The organism is Pseudomonas sp. NFACC16-2 (assembly GCF_900119205.1).
GTDB classification, from domain to species: Bacteria; Pseudomonadota; Gammaproteobacteria; order Pseudomonadales; family Pseudomonadaceae; genus Aquipseudomonas; species Aquipseudomonas fluorescens_Q.
Genome location: NZ_FPIX01000036.1, coordinates 1 through 16511 on the forward strand (window position 1 = coordinate 1; position 16511 = coordinate 16511).

Sequence of the window (16511 nt, forward strand, 5' to 3'; positions counted from 1 at the left end):
GTCCATCTCGGTCGTATCTTGCGCCAACAGCACCACGGGACTGCATTGCATCCGTTGCAGGGTCGCGTCCTGATGGGGCTGCAACACCTTCTGGAACGTGACTTTCTCATTATCAAGAAATCGATAAGCCGCCGTCGTTTCTGCCAGCCCTCGACAAGCGGTCGGGATGCTGTTGCCGGGATGATCGGCTAGGCGTCCTAAAAAGCTGGCGAGCCTGGCATTTAAACGGCCATCACCCAAGTCGGCGGTTTTCATTTCGTCCTGTGCCCAATTCAATCATCGTTCTCCATTTCTCCGAATTCCCAAAATACTTGAAAACAGAGTTATGTAGAACGATGAGCGCTCTGCGTGGGAATGCATCTCGTGACGCTCTGCGTCACCTGCCAGAAGCGGAACGCGGAGCGTCCCTGGCGGCATTCCCACGCAGGAGCGTGGGAACGATCGATACAACAGTATTTCCGATTATAGAGCCAGGGCAGGGGCTGCTGCCTAACCCAGCACGAGCAAGCTCCTCCGCCACGCTTGATCGTTCCCTCGCTCTGCGTGGGAATGCAGCCCGTGACGCTCTGCGTCACCTGCCAGAAGCGGAACGCGGAGTGTCCCTGGCGGCTTTCCCACGCAGGAGCGTGGGAGCGATCGACTTGTGGTCAAGACCGAGCCCGCTAGACGATCAAGCCGACAGCGGCGGCGTCCGTGGCGGGATCAGGCGTTTTGAACCGATCGATTCGAACGCCGAGGCCAGTCGCAATAACGTCGAATCGTCATAGGCGCGGCCAGCGAACGTCAGCCCGACGGGCATGCCGATATCCGCCATGATGCCCATCGGCACGGTGACCGTAGGCACGCCCAGATGGCGGATGGCAAGGTTGCCGTTGGCGACCCAGACCCCATTGCTCCAGGCGATATCGGCAGATGCCGGGTTGACGTCCGCATCCGCCGGCCCGACGTCGGCGACGGTCGGGAAGATCACCGCGTCCAGGCCCAGCCGCTCCATCCAGTCCTCCAGATCGATTCGACGTGTCTGTTCAAGCCCACGCAGGCCGTCGGGCAGGGTCGGGATCTGGTCCCACGGCGTGATGCCCCGCTGGGCCATCTTCACGTACTCATCCATGCCGGCCGCCAGATCATCCTCCCGGTTGGGCAGGGTGCCCGGGTCGTGGGGGAAGATCTTCGGTCCGTCGACGTCGGCCAGGCGATTCAACTTCGGATCGCCGTTGGCCCGCAGGAAGTCATCGAATGCCCAGGCCGACAGGTCCCACAATTCATGGTGCAGGAACTCTTTGGAAACCAGGCCGCGGGTGAATACCGTAGGTGCGCCAGGACGATCGCCCTCGCAGTTGGACACCAGGGGGAAATCCACCTCGACCACTTCGGCGCCACAGGCCTCAAGCGCCTTGCGCGCTTGCTCCCAGAGCTCGATCACCGAGGCGCGGGTGATGATTCGCTGCCCCGTCGGGCCGCCGATACCGGGGGCTTGGGCCGTGCCCGCCTCAGGGTCGGCGTTGATGTACATCCGAGGAACGCCGAACCGAACGCCTGCCAGCGCACTTGGGGTGCTGGCAAGGCTCGGATACGAGGCCGGACGCACTGAATCAACGCTCGGAATCGGCACCCAGGGTTGCAGGCGCCACAGGTCGCCACGGGTGTCCGGGTCCTCGGCGACCACCACGTCCAGCACTTCGAGCAGGTCGGCCATGGTCCTGGCGAAGGGCACGACGACGTCCATCGTCGGCGTCAACGGCCAGTTGCCACGCACCGAGATCACCCCGCGCGACGGCGTATACGCACACAAGCCATTGTTCGACGCTGGACCGCGCCCGCTCGACCAGGTTTCTTCGGCAAGGCCGAACGCCGCGAAACTGGCGGCGGTTGCCGTGCCCGCACCGTTCGAGGAGCCGGAGGCAAACGGCGCGGTGAGGTAGTCGCCGTTGTACGGGCTCTCGGCACGGCCATACACCCCGCGCTGCATGCCGCCGTTGGCCATGGGCGGCATGTTCGTCTTGCCCAGGCAGATCGCCCCGGCGGCGCGAAGCCGTTCGATGGTGAACGCATCGCGATAAGCAACCAGGTCCTTGAACGCCGGGCTGCCGGAAGCGGCAGTGAGCCCCTTGACCAGGTAACTGTCCTTGGCCGTATAGGGAATGCCGTCAAGCGGCCCCAGGGTCTGGCCGCTGGCCCGACGGGCATCGCAGGCCTGGGCCTCTTTCAATGCATCGGGGTTGCGCACCACCACCGCGTTGAGAGCTGTGGGCGTGTCGGGGCCGTCGTAGGCATCGATCCTGGCGAGGTAGGCCTGGACAAGCGCCACCGCGGTCGTCTGGCCCGACTCCAGCGCAGCGCGCAATTGGCCAATGGAGGCTTCGGTGATTTCGATCATGCTGTCAGCGCCGCGGCAGAGGGATTGCGGGGTGTTCGGTTCCATTGAAGCTGCTCCTGAGACTTCAGGTCATCTCAAAGTGGATATTTATCGGACTTGCGCACTGTACTACGGAATAGCGATCAGGGGCAGTCAGGTTTGACCGGACTGCGTCTCGAACGAGCCGAAAATTTGCCACCTTCAGACTTCGTTAAGAAACGGCCTCGATACTTTCTCCCAATAGCCCGAGGGAGAACGTTGACCCATGCCCGATTTCGACTGGAACATCCACCTGCCGCTGGCCTTCGGTGATGCCGGCCCGCCGGTTCGGCACTTGCACCGGGCGTTGCCGGGACAAGCCCGGCGAGCTGAGTTCGAGGCGTTCATCCAGCAGCGTTTTCGCCAGGTCCACGGTGCCGATATTCGTCACTTCATGCCGGAGCTGTTCGGGCTCGACGATGTCCATGGCACGCTCTGCGCAGCCGCTGGCGTGCGCCTGGCCGCCCAGGGGCCGCTGTTCCTCGAACATTATCTGGATAGCCCCATCGAGCCCTTGATCAGCGCCGCCGCCGATCGTGCGGTGGACCGCGCTGGCATCGTCGAGGTTGGCAACCTGGCCGCCAGCGACACGGGCAGCGCCCGGCTGAGCATCATAGCGATCACTTATCTGTTGGCCATGGGCGGCCTGGAGTGGGTTGCGTTCACTGGCAACATCGGCCTGGTCAACAGCTTCCATCGCCTGGGCCTCAAGCCTGTGACGCTGTGCCCGGCAGACCCGCAGCGCCTCGGCGAGGACCGTCATCTCTGGGGCCGCTACTACGAGAGCCAGCCGTGGGTTCATGTCGGAAACATCCGCGCCGGTTTCATTCATCTGCGCAATACCGGCGTGTTCAATCGCCTGGGACTGCCGACGGACCTCGGAGAAACCAGCCATGTCGCCTGAAATGGAACGCTTCAAGCGCACTCTGCGTGGTCATGCCGAGCGCAGGGGCCATGCCGTGGCACTGTGGGGCGACGGCTCGCAGCTCGACTACGCGACACTTTATTCCGAAGTGGTGTACCGCCAGCAACGCTTGCGCGATGAACACATCAGTGTTGTCGCCCTGGCGCTGGATAACGGCATCGAAGCGATGCTCTGGGACCTTGCCGCACTGTTCGAAGGGCTGACCTGCGTCATCCTGCCCGGGTTTTTCAGCCAGGCTCAACGTCAGCACTGCCTGGAACAGAGCCAAGCCGAGCGAGTGATTGCCGAGCCCGCGTTCGAAGCGCAACTGCAAGCTGCCGGATACCAGCACAGTGGCGAGTTCTGGCGACGGCACTTCGACGGACCGAGCCGTCTGCCGGCAGGCACCGCCAAGCTGACGTTCACTTCTGGCACCACCGGCACGCCGAAGGGCGTCTGCCTGAGCGCCGACAGCCTGTTGCGGGTGGCCCGCGAACTGGAGCAGGCCAGCCAACCGGTCGAGGCCAGGCATCACCTGACGTTACTGCCCCTGGCGATTTTGCTGGAAAACCTTGGCTGCTACGCGGCGTTGTATGCCGGTGCCATGCTGAGCCTGCCCAGTCAGAAAACCCTCGGCATCCAGGGCGCCAGTGGGGTCGACCCGACGCGGCTGCTGAGATGCCTGGCCGAGCGTCGGGCGCAGAGCCTGATCCTGGTTCCGCAGCTGCTGCTGATGTTGGTCATGGCTGCGGAACAAAAGATGTTCAACCCGCACATCGTGCGATTCGCCGCCGTTGGCGGGGCACGGGTGTCCCACGATTTGTTGCAGCGGGCCCAGCGTGTTGGCCTGCCGGTGTTTGAAGGCTATGGGCTGTCGGAATGCGCCTCGGTGGTCTGCCTCAATCGGCCAGAGGCTCATCGCGCCGGCAGTGTCGGCCGGCCGCTACCCCATGTGGAGATCCGCTTGGCCGAGGACGGCGAAGTCCTGATCAAGGGTTCGACGCTGCTCGGTTACCTGGGTGAGCCACCGCATGCCAGCGAGTGGTGGCCCAGCGGCGACCTGGGTGAGTTCGACGAAGACGGTTTCCTTTACCTGCGCGGTCGCAAGAAGCATCAGTTCGTGACCAGTTTCGGTCGCAACGTGAACCCCGAATGGGTTGAAGCCGAACTCACCCAGGGCGGTGACATTGCCCAGGCCTTTGTCTATGGCGAAGCCATGCCGCACAACCATGCACTGCTCTGGCCCGCCCGGGCCGACTGCACGGATCAAACGCTGGAGCTGGCCGTGGCCAAGGCCAACGACACGCTGCCCGACTACGCGCGGGTCCATCGCTGGACGCGCCTGGACCAACCCTTCAGCGCTGCCAACGGCATGCTCACCGCCAATGGCCGGCCACGCCGGGAGGCCATCGTCGAGCATTACCGCGCGCGGCTCACCTCATCTGTCTTGTCCGAGGAATCCCCATCATGAGTTTTTTTGACACGTTGCAAGAAGCCACCCAGCAAGAGCGCCAGACCCTGTTCAATCTGCCAATCATCCGCGACGCCCTCGACGGCCAGGTCAGCCTCGCCAGTTACCGGGGGTTCCTGATCCAGGCGTATTACCACGTGCGCCACACCGTACCGCTGATGATGGCTTGCGGGGCGCGCCTGCCAGCGCATCTGGAATGGCTGCGCAAGGCCGTGTGTGAATACATCGACGAAGAGTACGGCCACGAGCAATGGGTGCTGGATGACATTGCCGTGTGCGGTGGCGATAAGGAAGCGGTGCGCAACGGTCAGCCGTCGTTGCCCATTGAGCTGATGGTCAGTTACCTCTACGACTTGATCGCCCGAGGCAACCCGGTGGGCCTGTTCGGCATGGTCAATGTGCTGGAAGGCACCAGTATCGCTCTGGCGACCCATGCCGCCGACAGCATTCGTCAGCGCCTGGAATTGCCACCCACGGCCTTCAGCTACCTCAGCTCCCATGGTTCGCTCGACATCGAGCATATGCAGACCTATCGCGGCTTGATGAACCGGCTGGAGGATCCGGCGGACCAGGCTGCGGTGATCCATGCCTCCAAGGTGGTGTATCGGTTGTACACCGACATGTTCCGCGGCCTGCCGCGTGACGGGGAGCATGAACATGCGCCTGTGTGATGCGCGTGTCGTGCTGACCGGCGCCAGTGGCGGAATCGGCCAGGCCATCGCCGCCGCCCTGTGCGCCAGTGGTGCTCGGGTGCTGGCCGTGGCCAGGCATCACGAAGCCTTGCAGCCGTTGCTGGAGCGTTATCCGCAGCACTTGAGCTGGGTCGAAGCCGACCTGACCTTCCTCGTCGACCGGCGCAAAGTGCTGGTCGCCGCCGAGGCCCAGGGCGGTATCAACCTGCTGATCAATGCCGCCGGCGTGAACCACTTCGCCATGCTCGAACAACTCGACGACAGCGAGATCAACGCCATGCTGGCGCTGAACATCAGCGCGCCGATCTGCCTGACCAAACTGCTCTTGCCACTGCTCAAGCAGGCTGACAGTGCGATGGTGGTCAATGTTGGCTCGACCTATGGATCAATCGGCTACCCGGGCTATGCCAGCTACTGCGCCAGCAAGTTTGCCTTGCGCGGTTTTTCCGAAGCCTTGCGCCGGGAGTTGGCCGATACCCGTGTCGGGGTGCTCTACGTAGCGCCCCGGGCCACCCGTACCTCGATGAACAGTCCGGCGGCCGATGCGCTCAACCAAGCCCTCAAGGCCAACGTCGACGACCCGCAAACCGTGGCGGCGGCGGTGATCCACGCGATTATCGGCGACCGACGCGAGTTGTATCTGGGCTGGCCCGAACGCTTTTTCGTCGGCCTCAACAGCCTGCTGCCCAACCTGGTGGACCGTGGCCTGCGCAAGCAATTGCCACTGGTGCGCCGTCTCAGTCACAAACCCGAAAACGAGCATCTCAAGCCATGAAAAAAATCCTCGCTTGCCTGTTGATCGGCACCCTGAGCCAAAGCGTCTGGGCGTTGGAGGCGGCCGACCAGCAACGTCTCAGCGACATCCAGCAGAGTTGGGCCCATATTCAATATGAAGTGCCCGAAGGCCAACGCGCCGATGCGTTCGAAAAACTCGCCGTCCAGGCCTCGGCGTTCAAGCAGGAGCGCCAATCGGTGGCCGAAGCGTGGATCTGGTCTGGCATCGTCAACAGCAGTTGGGCCGGTGCCAAGGGGGGGATCGGTGCTTTGGGCAAGGTCAAGGATGCCAAGGGCGACCTGGAAAAAGCCCTGACCCTGGACCCCAAGGCCCTGCAAGGCTCGGCCTATACCAGCCTCGGCGCACTCTACGACCGGGTGCCGGGCTGGCCCCTGGGTTTCGGCGACTCCGACAAGGCCGAGCAATTGCTCAAGCAGGCGTTGCAACTCAACCCGAACGGCATCGACAGCCTGTACTTTTGGGGCGATCACCTCTACCGTCAGAAGCGCTATAGCGAAGCCAAGGCAGCGTTGCAAAAAGCCTTGCAGGCAGCACCGCGGCCGGGTCGGGAAACGGCTGATGCCGGGCGCCGCAAGGAGATCGACGCCTTACTGGTGGATGTGAACAAGCAACTGAACTGACAGGAGCGGATGTGCGTTTATTACTGATCGAGGATGACGTGGCCCTGGGCGAGGGCATCCATCAGGCCCTGAGTCGCGAAGGTTATACCGTCGACTGGGTGCAGGACGGCAGCAGCGCCTTGCATTCGTTGCTCAGTGAAACATTCGACCTGGCGGTGCTCGACCTGGGCCTGCCACGCATGGACGGCCTGCAAGTGTTGCGGCGCTTGCGTGACAGTGGCTCCAACCTGCCGGTGCTGATCCTCACTGCCCGCGATGCCACCGAGGATCGCATCGCCGGGTTGGACGCCGGGGCCGACGATTATCTGGTCAAGCCCTTCGATCTGGCGGAACTCAAGGCCCGGCTACGGGCCCTGTTGCGTCGCAGCGCCGGCCGCGCCCAAGCGTTGATCGAACATGCCGGCATCAGCCTGAACCCAGGTACCCAGCAAGTCAGTTACCAAGGCAAGCCGGTGGCCCTGACGCCCAAGGAGTATCAGTTGCTCCATGAGCTGCTCTCGCCGCCGGGTCGCGTCATGACTCGCGATCATCTGATGCAACTGCTCTACGGCTGGAGCGAGGAGGCCGAGAGCAACACGCTGGAAGTGCACATCCATCACCTGCGCAAGAAATTCTCCACCGACCTGATCCGCACCATTCGCGGGGTCGGATACCTGGTGGAGGAGCGTCGATGAGTTCGATCCGGCGTCGCACCCTCACGTTGATTCTTGGCCTGCTGTTCCTTGGTTTGTTGATCATCACCGTATTCAACCTGCATGACAGCAACCACGAAATCGCCGAGGTCTACGATGCCCAGTTGGCGCAGAATGCCCGGCTATTGCAGGGCGTGATGCGCATGCCGATGGCGAGCAAGGAGCACGCCGAACTGTATCAGGCGTTCAATTCGGCGTTGGGGCAGGCAGCGCCCAAAGTCGACGGTCATCCCTATGAAAGCAAGATCGCTTTCCAGGTCTGGAACTCACAGGGTTCGGTGTTGGTGCATACGTCCAGCGCACCGTCGTTCACCTCACCGCCGAGCGCGCCTGGCTTCAGTGAGGTCGTGGACCAGAAAAACCGTAAGTGGCGGGCGTTCGTCCTCGACGACGCGCAATACGGCTTGAAGATCTGGGTGGGCGAGCGTGACGACGTGCGTGCCGACCTGGTCGACCGCATTGTTCGTCACACCGTCGTCCCCAACCTGATCGGCAGCGTGGTGCTTGCGGCCGTGATCTGGCTGGCCATCGGCTGGGGGCTCAAACCCCTGGTCGATATGGCGGCGAAGTTGCGGGCCAGGCATCCCGGCTCACTGGAGCCCCTGCAAATGATGCCGCTCCCTACGGAGCTGGAGCCCATGCAGGCGGCCCTCAACCGCGTCTTGGCGCAGATCCAGGAGGTGATGGGCCGTGAGCGGCGTTTCATTGCCGACGCCGCCCATGAAATGCGTACGCCGTTGGCCGTGCTGCGGGTGCATGCGCAGAACCTGATGGAGGCGGGGAGCGAGCAAAGCCGTCGCGAGTCCCTGGAACACCTGATCGCCGGCGTCGATCGCACTACGCGTCTGGTCAATCAACTGCTCACCATGGCGCGGCTCGAACCGCAGGCAGGTGTGCCGACGCCTGCGGTCATCGACCTGGCCGCCACGGTTCGGGCGAGCCTGGTGCAAATGACGCCTTGGTTGTTGAGCAAGGGGCTCGAGCCAGTGCTGGATGTCAGCGATGACATCGGCCCGGTTCGAATCGACCCGGTGGCCATCGATATCGCCTTGAACAACCTGGTGACCAATGCGGCCAATTTTTCGCCGGCCAACGGCACGATCACCGTACGCCTGGCCAGGAAGGGCGATCACTACGAGCTGTCAGTTGAAGACCAGGGGCCGGGTATCGACGAGGCCGAGCGTGAGCGGCTCTTCGAGCGGTTCTACAGCCGCGGCAATGACCAAGGGGCGGGGTTGGGGCTGACGATCGTACGCACCATCGCGGATCGTCTGGGGGGGCGCATACGCCTGGAGAATCGCACCAAGGGTGGGCTGTGCGCGACCTTGGAAATAGGGCGCTTTTAAATGACGTTCCCGCCGCCATGACTTTTTTCCGGGCCAGAATCGGCGCCCCTGAATGATTGCCGCCCACCACCAGTAATGCTGTTCACTTAAGGCTTGTGTGAGTCATTGTGGCGAGGGAGTTTGCTCCCGCTGGGCTGCGCAGCAGCCCTTTTTTGTGAGCGCTTCGCACTCAAGCGGGAGCAAGCTCCCTCGCCACGGATTTATCTACTTTCTGACTGGGAGCGGGGCATAACGGTGAATTCACGATCAGCGGTTGCGCCGGGTTTCCAGCACGGTGAACAGCAACATGCCCGCCAACATGGCCAGCATGAACACAATGGCTTGCCAGTGTCCGCTCAGCAGGATGGCCACGGCGGGGCCAGGACAGATGCCGGCAATGCCCCAGCCGATGCCGAACACCAGGCTGCCACCGATCAGGCGTCGGTCCAGTTCTCGCTTGACCGGCAACTGCATGGGGCTGCCCAGCAGCGAATGAGTCTGTTGGCGTGCCCAAGCCAGGGGGGCGATGGCGGTGCCAATCGCTCCGATCATCACCAACGCCAGGGACGGATCCCAGGTGCCGGCCAGGTCCAGGAAACCCAACACCTTTTTCGGGTTGGCCATGCCCGCCAGGAGCAGCCCGAAACCAAAGAGCAGGCCGGCGATGAATGCCGTCAGTTTGCGCATGTTCAAACCCCCATCACGTGACGCAGGACAAATACCGTGGCGAAACCGCTGAGCATGAAACACGCCGTGGCGACCATCGAGCGCGGTGAAAGGCGCGACAGGCCACACACGCCATGGCCACTGGTGCAGCCCGAACCGTAACGAGTGCCGACACCCACCAACAGGCCCGCGACAGTGAGGCCAAGCCAGCCGTTCTGGAACTCGATCGGCGGCAAGGTGGCAAACACGCCCCATACCAGCGGCGCGACGAGCAGGCCCAGGAGAAACAGGGCCTTTTCGCCCACCCCTTCGCTGCCTCGCTGCAGCAGGCTGCCGATCAGCCCGCTGATGCCGGCGATCCGGCCGTTGGCGACCACGAACAGGCTGGCCGCCAGGCCAATCAACATGCCGCCGGCCAGGGATGACCACGGCGTAAAGTTGAGCCAGTCGAGATTCATCAGCGTTCTCCAATGCACAATCATTGAAATTCCACCAGGCAACTCAACCCAGGGCTTTTACCAGCAGCGCGATCGCTACCAGCGTGGACACCAGGGCAAAGCCTCTTTGCAGGTAGACTTCCGGCAATCTCGCAGCGACCAGGCGCCCGCCGAGCATGCCGACGATGGCCCCCATGGAAAAGGGTAGCGCTATTGGCCATTGCAGGTGCCCCATCGCCGAACTCGCCAGCACCCCTGACATGGAAACCAAGGCGATGACAGTCAGTGACGTGGCGAGCACCGACTGCGTGGTCAAATTGGTGTACCGCTGGAGCGCCGGAACCATGACGAAACCACCGCCCACGCCGAGCAGTCCGGAAAGCACCCCGGCGATCGTGCCCGAAGCGGTGAGCGCCCATGCACAAGGGCCGGTCCAGTTCAGCTTGCCGCGACTTTCGTCCAGGACACAGGGTGGCGGTTTGCGCGCGGCGAATGCCTTTGCCCCGGCACGAGCGGGCAGTGATTTTTGCAAGGCCCGAAACGCCACGTACATCAGCAACAAGGCAAACAGGATCGTCAGCGGACGGTTGGGTGTGCGCTGCGCCAGCCAAAGGCCCAGCGGCGAGCAGATGACCCCCGCACTGGCCGTCAACAGCGCCGCCTTGTAGCGCACGATGCCATTGCGCAGGCCCATCACGGCGCCCAGGGTGGCGGCCAGGCCCACCGCCAGCAAACCAATGGGCCCGGCCTCGGCCATGCTCAAGCCCACGCCAAAAACCAGGAACGGGACGGCGAGTATGCCGCCGCCGGCACCGGTCAGCGCCAGGATCACGCCCACCGCAAAGCCCAGTACCAGGACTGCAATCATCTCGGTCTCCTGGAGCAGAGGTTCGATTTCATAGGTCCGCCAGTTCAGGTTTCGCCAGCCACTCACGGCCCTTGAGCATGGCTTTCCAATACAGCGGCGGAAGAATTCGCTCTTTAAGGAGCCAGGCGAGTCTCGAAGGCCGAGTACCGTCGATCAACCAGGACGGGAAGCTGGGGGCAAGCTTGCCGCCGTAGGTGAATTCAGCGAGCACGACCTTGCCTCGTTCCACGGTCAGCGGGCAGGAACCGTAGCCGTCGTAATGGGCGCTGCCCTTGGCCTTGCCCATGGCCGCCAGCACATTATGGGCGACCACGGGCGCCTGCTTGCGCGCCGCCGCTGCGGTTTTTGCGTTGCTGGTATTGGTGGCATCGCCCAGTGCGTGAATATTCGCCCAGGTTTTATGCCGCAAGCTGTCGGGATCGACATCGATCCAGCCCGCCCCATCGGCCAGCGGGCTTACGCGGATAAAATCCGGCGCGATCTGAGGGGGCACCACATGCAGCAGATCGAAGTCGTGCGTCACCCGGTGAGTACTGCCATCGGCCTTGACGCAGCGGAAGGTCGCCGTTTGTGCCGGTCCATCGACAGAGGTCAGCGTACTGCCGAAATTCAGGTCGATCTCATAGGCGCGGACGTACTCCATCAAGGCCGGCACGTAGTCGGGAACACCGAACAGGACAGCCCCGGCGCTGCAGAAGTCGATCTCGATATCGCCGAGTACGCCTTGGCGTTTCCAGTGGTCGGCGCACAGGTACATCGCTTTTTGAGGGGCCCCGGCGCATTTGATCGGCGTGGGGGGCTGCGTGAAAATGGCCCGGCCACTGCGCAATTGCTGCACCTGTTCCCAGGTGTAGGGGGCCAGGTGGTACAGATAGTTCGAGGTGACGCCGTTGCGCCCCAGTGTCTGCGGTAAGCCTTCAATGGCATGCCAGTCCAGTTTCAGGCCCGGGCATACGATCAACTGCTCGTAGCGGACCACGCGGCACCCATCGAGAATAATGGCGTCGTTTTCAGGTTCGAAAGCCGCGACAGCCGCCTTGATCCAATGCACGCCCCGGGGAATGGTCGCACCCATCGTGTGGGCGGTTTGTTGTGCCTCGAACACGCCACCGCCGACGAGGGTCCAGCCGGGCTGGTAATAATGCACATCCGCCGGATCGATGATGGCAATGTCCAGGCCTGGCTCGCGGGCCAACAGGCTCGAGGCTGTGGCGATGCCCGCCGCGCCGCCGCCGACAATCACCACGGCATGTCGGGCCTCGGCCACGCCAACAGGCGTGCGTCCCTCGTTGGCAATTCTGCGAATGACGCCTTTCATGTCGAAACCGGCTTTCCTGGCGGCTTCGACAATCTGCGGCAAGGGCTGCTGGCCGGCCTGGGACAGTGCCCACATCGTCGTCGAGCGCATGCCGGAGCGGCAATACGCCAACACTGGCTTGGGCAAGGACTCGAACAATTTGCCGAAGGCAACACCTTGCTCATCGGTCACCTTGCCGGACTCTGCGGCAAGGTAGTGCGCCTCGATGCCCATCGCTTGTGCCGCGCGCTGGATGTCGGCAAACAAAGGTTGATCGCTGCCTTCACCATCAGGACGGTTGCAGATGATGGCGCGAAAGCCGCTGGTTTTGATCTCACTCATTTGCTCGGGTTGAATCTGCCCCGAGATCGAGAGGCCGGACGCAAGGTGGCGGATGTCCATGACTGTCTCCGTGATGACGGTTTTTCTTATGAGAGGGGGCGGGTCTTCAGAGCCGATTGAGTGGGATTTTTAGGTAGCACGTGCCGTTCGACTCCGGCTCCGGGAAATGCCCGGCCCGCATGTTGACCTGGACCGATGGCAGGATGAGCGTCGGCATGTCCAGCGAGGCATCGCGCTGGGTGCGCATTGCCACGAATGCTTCTTCACTGATGCCGTTACGGACATGAACATTGTCGGCGCGTTGCTCGGCGACGGTGCTGGAAAATTGCACCTCGCGGCCACCGGGTTGGTAATCGTGACAGGTGTAGAGCAGGGTGTTGGCCGGCAGGCTCAAGACCTTGTTGATGGACCGGAACAAGGTATGCGCGTTGCCACCGGGGAAGTCACACCGTGCGGTGCCGTAGTCGGGCATGAACAAGGTGTCGCCAACGAATGCAGCCGTTTCCCTGCCGTCGCTGATGACATATGTCATGCAGGCGGGCGTGTGGCCCGGTGTGTGGAGCGCACGGCATTGCAGCGTTCCGACTGTGAACGACTCGTCATTGACGAACAGGTGGTCGAACTGACTGCCATCGCGGGGCATCTGCCCAGCGGTGTTGAACAGCGTGCCAAAGACTTCCTGCACGGCGGTAATCTGGCTGCCGATCCCTATCGTGCCGCCGAGCTTTTCCTTCAGGTACGGGGCGGCGGTGAGGTGGTCGGCATGGACGTGGGTTTCAAGAATCCATTCGACCTTCGCCCCCAGCTCGATCACCCGGGTCATCAGCTTGTCGGCCGAGGTGGTTGTGGTACGGCCTGATTTGGGATCGTAATCCAGGACGCTGTCGATCAACGCGCACCGGCGAGTCGCTTCGTCCAGCACCAGATAGCTGACAGTGTGGGTCTCAGGATCGAAAAATCCTTCGACGTACGGTTTTACGGTCATGAACGGTCTCCATCGGGGCTCTCATCGAACCGCTTGAAGAACAGACAGAGCAATAATGCTGCCAGGTGGGTGCTGGGTAGTTTTAAAGGACTAACATTATGATTTTATTGATTTAAATTAATAAGTTCCGCGAGGACGCGGGCCGATGTCCAGACAATTAAACTGCCATTGGCAGTGTTTGTTGGCATAGTGGCAGTGCCACCTGTGCTGGATGAATTCACTGGAGCCGCGATGACACACCGCCTGCCGTCTACCCAAGACCCGCTTCCACGTACAGACCAGGTGCAGTCCCTGGTCTCGTTTCTGGAGCACGAGCCCCAGCCGATGATCGTCCTCGATCCTGATTACAACATCCTGGCGGGGAATACGGCTTACCTGCGTCAGTTCGGCAGCGCCGAGAAGCCGTTCATTGGCCATAAGTGTTATCGGGTTTCCCACCACTACGATGTGCCTTGTGACCAGGCCGGTGAGAACTGCCCGATGAAAAAGGCCAGGGAGATGCGCAGTCCGGATCGGGTCTTGCACATTCATCACACACCGCGCGGGCCCGAACACGTCGATGTGGAATTGCGTCCGATCCTGAATGAGCACGGCGTCATCACCGCTTATGTGGAGCGCCTTACCCAGGTGCGGAGCGCATCGGCACGGCCCAGTAATGAGGGGCTGGTGGGCAGTTCGCCGGCCTTTAATCAGGCGCTGTTGGAACTGCGGCGGGTAGCGCCCTCGATGTTGCCGGTGCTGTTGCTGGGAGAGTCCGGCACAGGCAAGGAGCTGTTTGCCCGCGCCGTCCATGAAACCAGTGAGCGGGCCGCCGGGCCTTTTGTCGTGGTGGATTGCTCCGGCTTGACCGAAACGTTGTTTGAGAGCGAGCTGTTCGGCCACGAAAAGGGGGCATTTACCGGCGCCACCACGCGCAAGGTGGGCCTGGTGGAGACGGCCCAGGGCGGTACGCTGTTTCTCGATGAGATAGGCGATGTTCCCCTGGCCATGCAGGTGAAACTGTTGCGACTGATCGAGTCTGGAACCTATCGCCGTGTTGGCAGTGTAGAAACCCAGCACGCCGATTTCAGGCTGGTGGCCGCGACCCATAAGCCCTTGGAGAAGATGGTGGAGAAGGGCGAGTTCAGGCAGGACTTGTACTACCGCATCAGCGTTTTCCCTATCCATTTACCGCCCTTGCGGCATCGCCTTGAAGACATCGGCTTGCTGGTGGATTCATTCCTGCAACGTTCCGGGATCGGTAAGCGTCGGCTGACCATCGATCCCGAGGCGCTGATGCAATTGCAGCGGTTTGCCTGGCCGGGCAATATCCGCGAGCTGCGCAATGTCCTGGAAAGAGCTGCGCTGTTTGCCGACGACGGCGTCATTCACGCCTTGCATCTGCCCGCGCCCCCCTTGGTGTTGTCCGCCCCAGCCTTGACGCCTGCCCGCGATAGCAGGGACCTGGAACAGCGGGTGGCCACTTTCAAAGGCACCCGCCGCGAACTGGCCAGGCACCTGGGCGTGAGTGAGCGCACGTTATACAGGCGGTTGAAAGAACAAGGCCTGGCCTGAACGTCATCGGAGCCTGGACTGCCAATGACTGCCAGCCCCTGGCAGTTTGGCAGGTTTCGACTCGAACACCCTCAGTGACAGGTTCGGCGTACCCACCTCGGCCCAAGGGGCAAGCAAGTAAACTCACCTGCCGACGCGGCAGGTGAGTGGGCACTGGAGGCCGGCCTAGCGCGCTGGTGGGCTCATTTGCTGTTGTTGCATCATCTGCTCAGGCGTCATCCGGGAATAGTGGTTGCCCATTTGTTTCCTGTGGATACGGAGCGGTTGTTCTACAGGCCATCGGTACAGGGCTGCCTTCAGCCCATCTGCTGCGGCGCAATCACCCACAGGCTGCAGGGCATCTTGTACAGCAGGCCTTCGACGGTGCTGCCGATCAGCTTGTCCAGGCTGCCGTAGCGCACGCGCCCCATGACGATGACATCAATGTCATGGGACGCGGCGTAGCTCGCCAGCACCTTGACCGGGTCACCCATGATCATGCGTCGCTGATCCGCGGCGATGCCATTGCGTTCGGCCAGTGCATCGAAGGCGGCGCCCTGGGACTCGTAGAGCTGGCGGGCCAGGGTCGAGGAGAAGAACATCGAACCGTTGCCAAAACCGTATTCAGCGGCGGTAATGGACGAAAGGTCATAGGCGTAGATGACTTCCAGCGTCGCGTCGCAGCGGGTGGCCAGCTTGTTGGCTTCGCTCAGGATCCGATCATTGAGGCCTTCGTAGCGTCCGTCCTGGTGGAACGGGTCGATGGCGGCCAGGATCTTGCGCGGGCGGGCGTGGGCGACCTTGTTGACGAAGTGCAGCGGGACCTCGCATTCGCGCAGCAGATGCACGTCCAGCGGCGTGAACATCAGTCGGGAAAACCACGACTCAGGGTCCACCGACTTGATCAGCGCTTCCATCGGCGCTTCCTTGAGGTGGACCAGGATTTCCTGCAAGGGGCGCTCGACCCACGTCACTTCTGTCGTGACCTCGATGCCGAGGTTGCGCAGGGGCCTGGCCTGTTCTTCCAGCCACTGCCGGTGGCGCTCGATGTAGCCCAGGCGCATCTGCTCCAGCGCCTGCTCGTTGACCAGGCCCGCCGTGGCCAGGCCTTCGAGGTAGTCAAACGCGACAATATGCAGCGCCGCGCCTTCGGCCCTGGCCAGTGCGGCAGCCCGGTCGAACGCCGGGCTGTGTTCCATCAGGGGCGAGACAACCAGCATCAATCGTGATTGCGTAGACATGACAAACCTCCCGGGCAAGGACCTGTTGGCGCCGGGCGACGTTTCGCGCGGCGTGGTGTCTGTCATCGATCATGAGCGTCATGGAGCCCGGTAACTTGATTTGCATCAAACACGCTTCAAAGCGTTGCATCGAAGGCGGCAACGGCGCGGCAATCGCGCTATGTTTGAGCATGATCAGTCGCCCCAGGGCACGAGCGCAGCCGGCTCGGACCGCTGGATTGAGTGACAACCGCAGGCAGTGCCAGAG

At 62.4% G+C, this 16511-nt stretch carries 16 protein-coding genes; 8 read left to right on the forward strand and 8 right to left on the reverse strand.

Translation table 11 applies throughout. The features are described 5' to 3' along the window. On the reverse strand, window positions 1-276 hold a 276-nt coding region (locus BT116_RS23185), incomplete at its 3' end, for an IS4/Tn5 family transposase DNA-binding protein (RefSeq protein ID WP_305883634.1). A 394-nt stretch (window positions 277-670) separates the two neighbouring features. Beyond that, a complete protein-coding gene (locus BT116_RS23190) occupies window positions 671-2377 on the reverse strand; it encodes an amidase (RefSeq protein WP_072347479.1) in 1707 nt (568 codons plus the stop codon). Between the two features lie 244 nt (window positions 2378-2621). Between BT116_RS23190 and BT116_RS23195 the strand changes: the two genes are divergently transcribed. From BT116_RS23195 to BT116_RS23225, 7 genes are read left to right on the forward strand one after another with little or no spacing between them, the layout of a single operon-like run. Then, a complete protein-coding gene (locus BT116_RS23195; RefSeq protein WP_072347374.1) occupies window positions 2622-3299 on the forward strand; it encodes a thermostable hemolysin in 678 nt (225 codons plus the stop codon). Then, window positions 3289-4770, forward strand: coding sequence for an AMP-binding protein (locus BT116_RS23200; RefSeq protein WP_072347376.1), 1482 nt, complete (start codon window positions 3289-3291; stop codon window positions 4768-4770). Before BT116_RS23195 ends, BT116_RS23200 begins: the two co-directional genes overlap by 11 nt. Continuing rightward, on the forward strand, window positions 4767-5441 hold the full coding sequence (locus BT116_RS23205) for an iron-containing redox enzyme family protein (protein ID WP_072347378.1): 675 nt from the start codon (window positions 4767-4769) through the stop codon (window positions 5439-5441). The genes BT116_RS23200 and BT116_RS23205 overlap by 4 nt, the downstream gene beginning before the upstream one ends. Next, window positions 5428-6237, forward strand: a complete 810-nt coding sequence (locus BT116_RS23210) for an SDR family oxidoreductase (RefSeq protein ID WP_072347380.1) — start codon at window positions 5428-5430, stop codon at window positions 6235-6237. The genes BT116_RS23205 and BT116_RS23210 overlap by 14 nt, the downstream gene beginning before the upstream one ends. Beyond that, window positions 6234-6878 (forward strand): tetratricopeptide repeat protein, encoded by a 645-nt coding sequence (locus tag BT116_RS23215; RefSeq protein ID WP_072347382.1) that lies wholly within the window; start codon window positions 6234-6236, stop codon window positions 6876-6878. Before BT116_RS23210 ends, BT116_RS23215 begins: the two co-directional genes overlap by 4 nt. Before the next feature lie 11 nt (window positions 6879-6889). Beyond that, a complete protein-coding gene (locus BT116_RS23220) occupies window positions 6890-7552 on the forward strand; it encodes a response regulator (RefSeq protein ID WP_003201124.1) in 663 nt (220 codons plus the stop codon). Beyond that, window positions 7549-8916, forward strand: a complete 1368-nt coding sequence (locus tag BT116_RS23225) for a sensor histidine kinase (protein WP_072347384.1) — start codon at window positions 7549-7551, stop codon at window positions 8914-8916. Before BT116_RS23220 ends, BT116_RS23225 begins: the two co-directional genes overlap by 4 nt. Before the next feature lie 246 nt (window positions 8917-9162). On the opposite strand, the gene BT116_RS23230 is transcribed toward BT116_RS23225, so the two are convergent. From BT116_RS23230 to BT116_RS23250, 5 genes are read right to left on the reverse strand one after another with little or no spacing between them, the layout of a single operon-like run. Next, window positions 9163-9582 (reverse strand): DUF6691 family protein, encoded by a 420-nt coding sequence (locus BT116_RS23230; protein WP_072347386.1) that lies wholly within the window; start codon window positions 9580-9582, stop codon window positions 9163-9165. Window positions 9583-9584: 2 nt separating this feature from the next. Continuing rightward, window positions 9585-10019, reverse strand: a complete 435-nt coding sequence (locus BT116_RS23235) for a YeeE/YedE family protein (RefSeq protein WP_072347388.1) — start codon at window positions 10017-10019, stop codon at window positions 9585-9587. 43 nt (window positions 10020-10062) lie between these two features. Continuing rightward, complete coding sequence (locus tag BT116_RS23240) at window positions 10063-10866, reverse strand: sulfite exporter TauE/SafE family protein (protein WP_072347390.1); 804 nt, start codon at window positions 10864-10866, stop codon at window positions 10063-10065. 28 nt (window positions 10867-10894) lie between these two features. Then, window positions 10895-12565, reverse strand: a complete 1671-nt coding sequence (locus BT116_RS23245) for a bifunctional protein tyrosine phosphatase family protein/NAD(P)/FAD-dependent oxidoreductase (protein WP_072347392.1) — start codon at window positions 12563-12565, stop codon at window positions 10895-10897. A 46-nt stretch (window positions 12566-12611) separates the two neighbouring features. Further along, a complete protein-coding gene (locus BT116_RS23250) occupies window positions 12612-13490 on the reverse strand; it encodes an MBL fold metallo-hydrolase (RefSeq protein WP_072347394.1) in 879 nt (292 codons plus the stop codon). A 231-nt stretch (window positions 13491-13721) separates the two neighbouring features. Here BT116_RS23250 and BT116_RS23255 point away from each other — a divergent pair, with 231 nt between their 5' ends. After that, window positions 13722-15044 (forward strand): sigma-54 interaction domain-containing protein, encoded by a 1323-nt coding sequence (locus BT116_RS23255; RefSeq protein ID WP_072347396.1) that lies wholly within the window; start codon window positions 13722-13724, stop codon window positions 15042-15044. A gap of 296 nt (window positions 15045-15340) precedes the next feature. Here BT116_RS23255 and BT116_RS23260 read toward each other — a convergent pair whose 3' ends face one another. Next, complete coding sequence (locus BT116_RS23260; protein ID WP_072347397.1) at window positions 15341-16264, reverse strand: universal stress protein; 924 nt, start codon at window positions 16262-16264, stop codon at window positions 15341-15343. Window positions 16265-16511: the final 247 nt, after the last annotated feature.

Bases quoted from the DNA above. Each gene is read 5' to 3' on its own strand.
- BT116_RS23190 (WP_072347479.1), bottom strand. From the start codon at position 2,377: ATGATCGAAATCACCGAAGCCTCCATTGGCCAATTGCGCGCTGCGCTG.
- BT116_RS23195 (WP_072347374.1), top strand. From the start codon at position 2,622: ATGCCCGATTTCGACTGGAACATCCACCTGCCGCTGGCCTTCGGTGAT.
- BT116_RS23200 (WP_072347376.1), top strand. From the start codon at position 3,289: ATGTCGCCTGAAATGGAACGCTTCAAGCGCACTCTGCGTGGTCATGCC.
- BT116_RS23205 (WP_072347378.1), top strand. From the start codon at position 4,767: ATGAGTTTTTTTGACACGTTGCAAGAAGCCACCCAGCAAGAGCGCCAG.
- BT116_RS23210 (WP_072347380.1), top strand. From the start codon at position 5,428: ATGCGCCTGTGTGATGCGCGTGTCGTGCTGACCGGCGCCAGTGGCGGA.
- BT116_RS23215 (WP_072347382.1), top strand. From the start codon at position 6,234: ATGAAAAAAATCCTCGCTTGCCTGTTGATCGGCACCCTGAGCCAAAGC.
- BT116_RS23225 (WP_072347384.1), top strand. From the start codon at position 7,549: ATGAGTTCGATCCGGCGTCGCACCCTCACGTTGATTCTTGGCCTGCTG.
- BT116_RS23230 (WP_072347386.1), bottom strand. From the start codon at position 9,582: ATGCGCAAACTGACGGCATTCATCGCCGGCCTGCTCTTTGGTTTCGGG.
- BT116_RS23235 (WP_072347388.1), bottom strand. From the start codon at position 10,019: ATGAATCTCGACTGGCTCAACTTTACGCCGTGGTCATCCCTGGCCGGC.
- BT116_RS23240 (WP_072347390.1), bottom strand. From the start codon at position 10,866: ATGATTGCAGTCCTGGTACTGGGCTTTGCGGTGGGCGTGATCCTGGCG.
- BT116_RS23245 (WP_072347392.1), bottom strand. From the start codon at position 12,565: ATGGACATCCGCCACCTTGCGTCCGGCCTCTCGATCTCGGGGCAGATT.
- BT116_RS23250 (WP_072347394.1), bottom strand. From the start codon at position 13,490: ATGACCGTAAAACCGTACGTCGAAGGATTTTTCGATCCTGAGACCCAC.
- BT116_RS23255 (WP_072347396.1), top strand. From the start codon at position 13,722: ATGACACACCGCCTGCCGTCTACCCAAGACCCGCTTCCACGTACAGAC.
- BT116_RS23260 (WP_072347397.1), bottom strand. From the start codon at position 16,264: ATGTCTACGCAATCACGATTGATGCTGGTTGTCTCGCCCCTGATGGAA.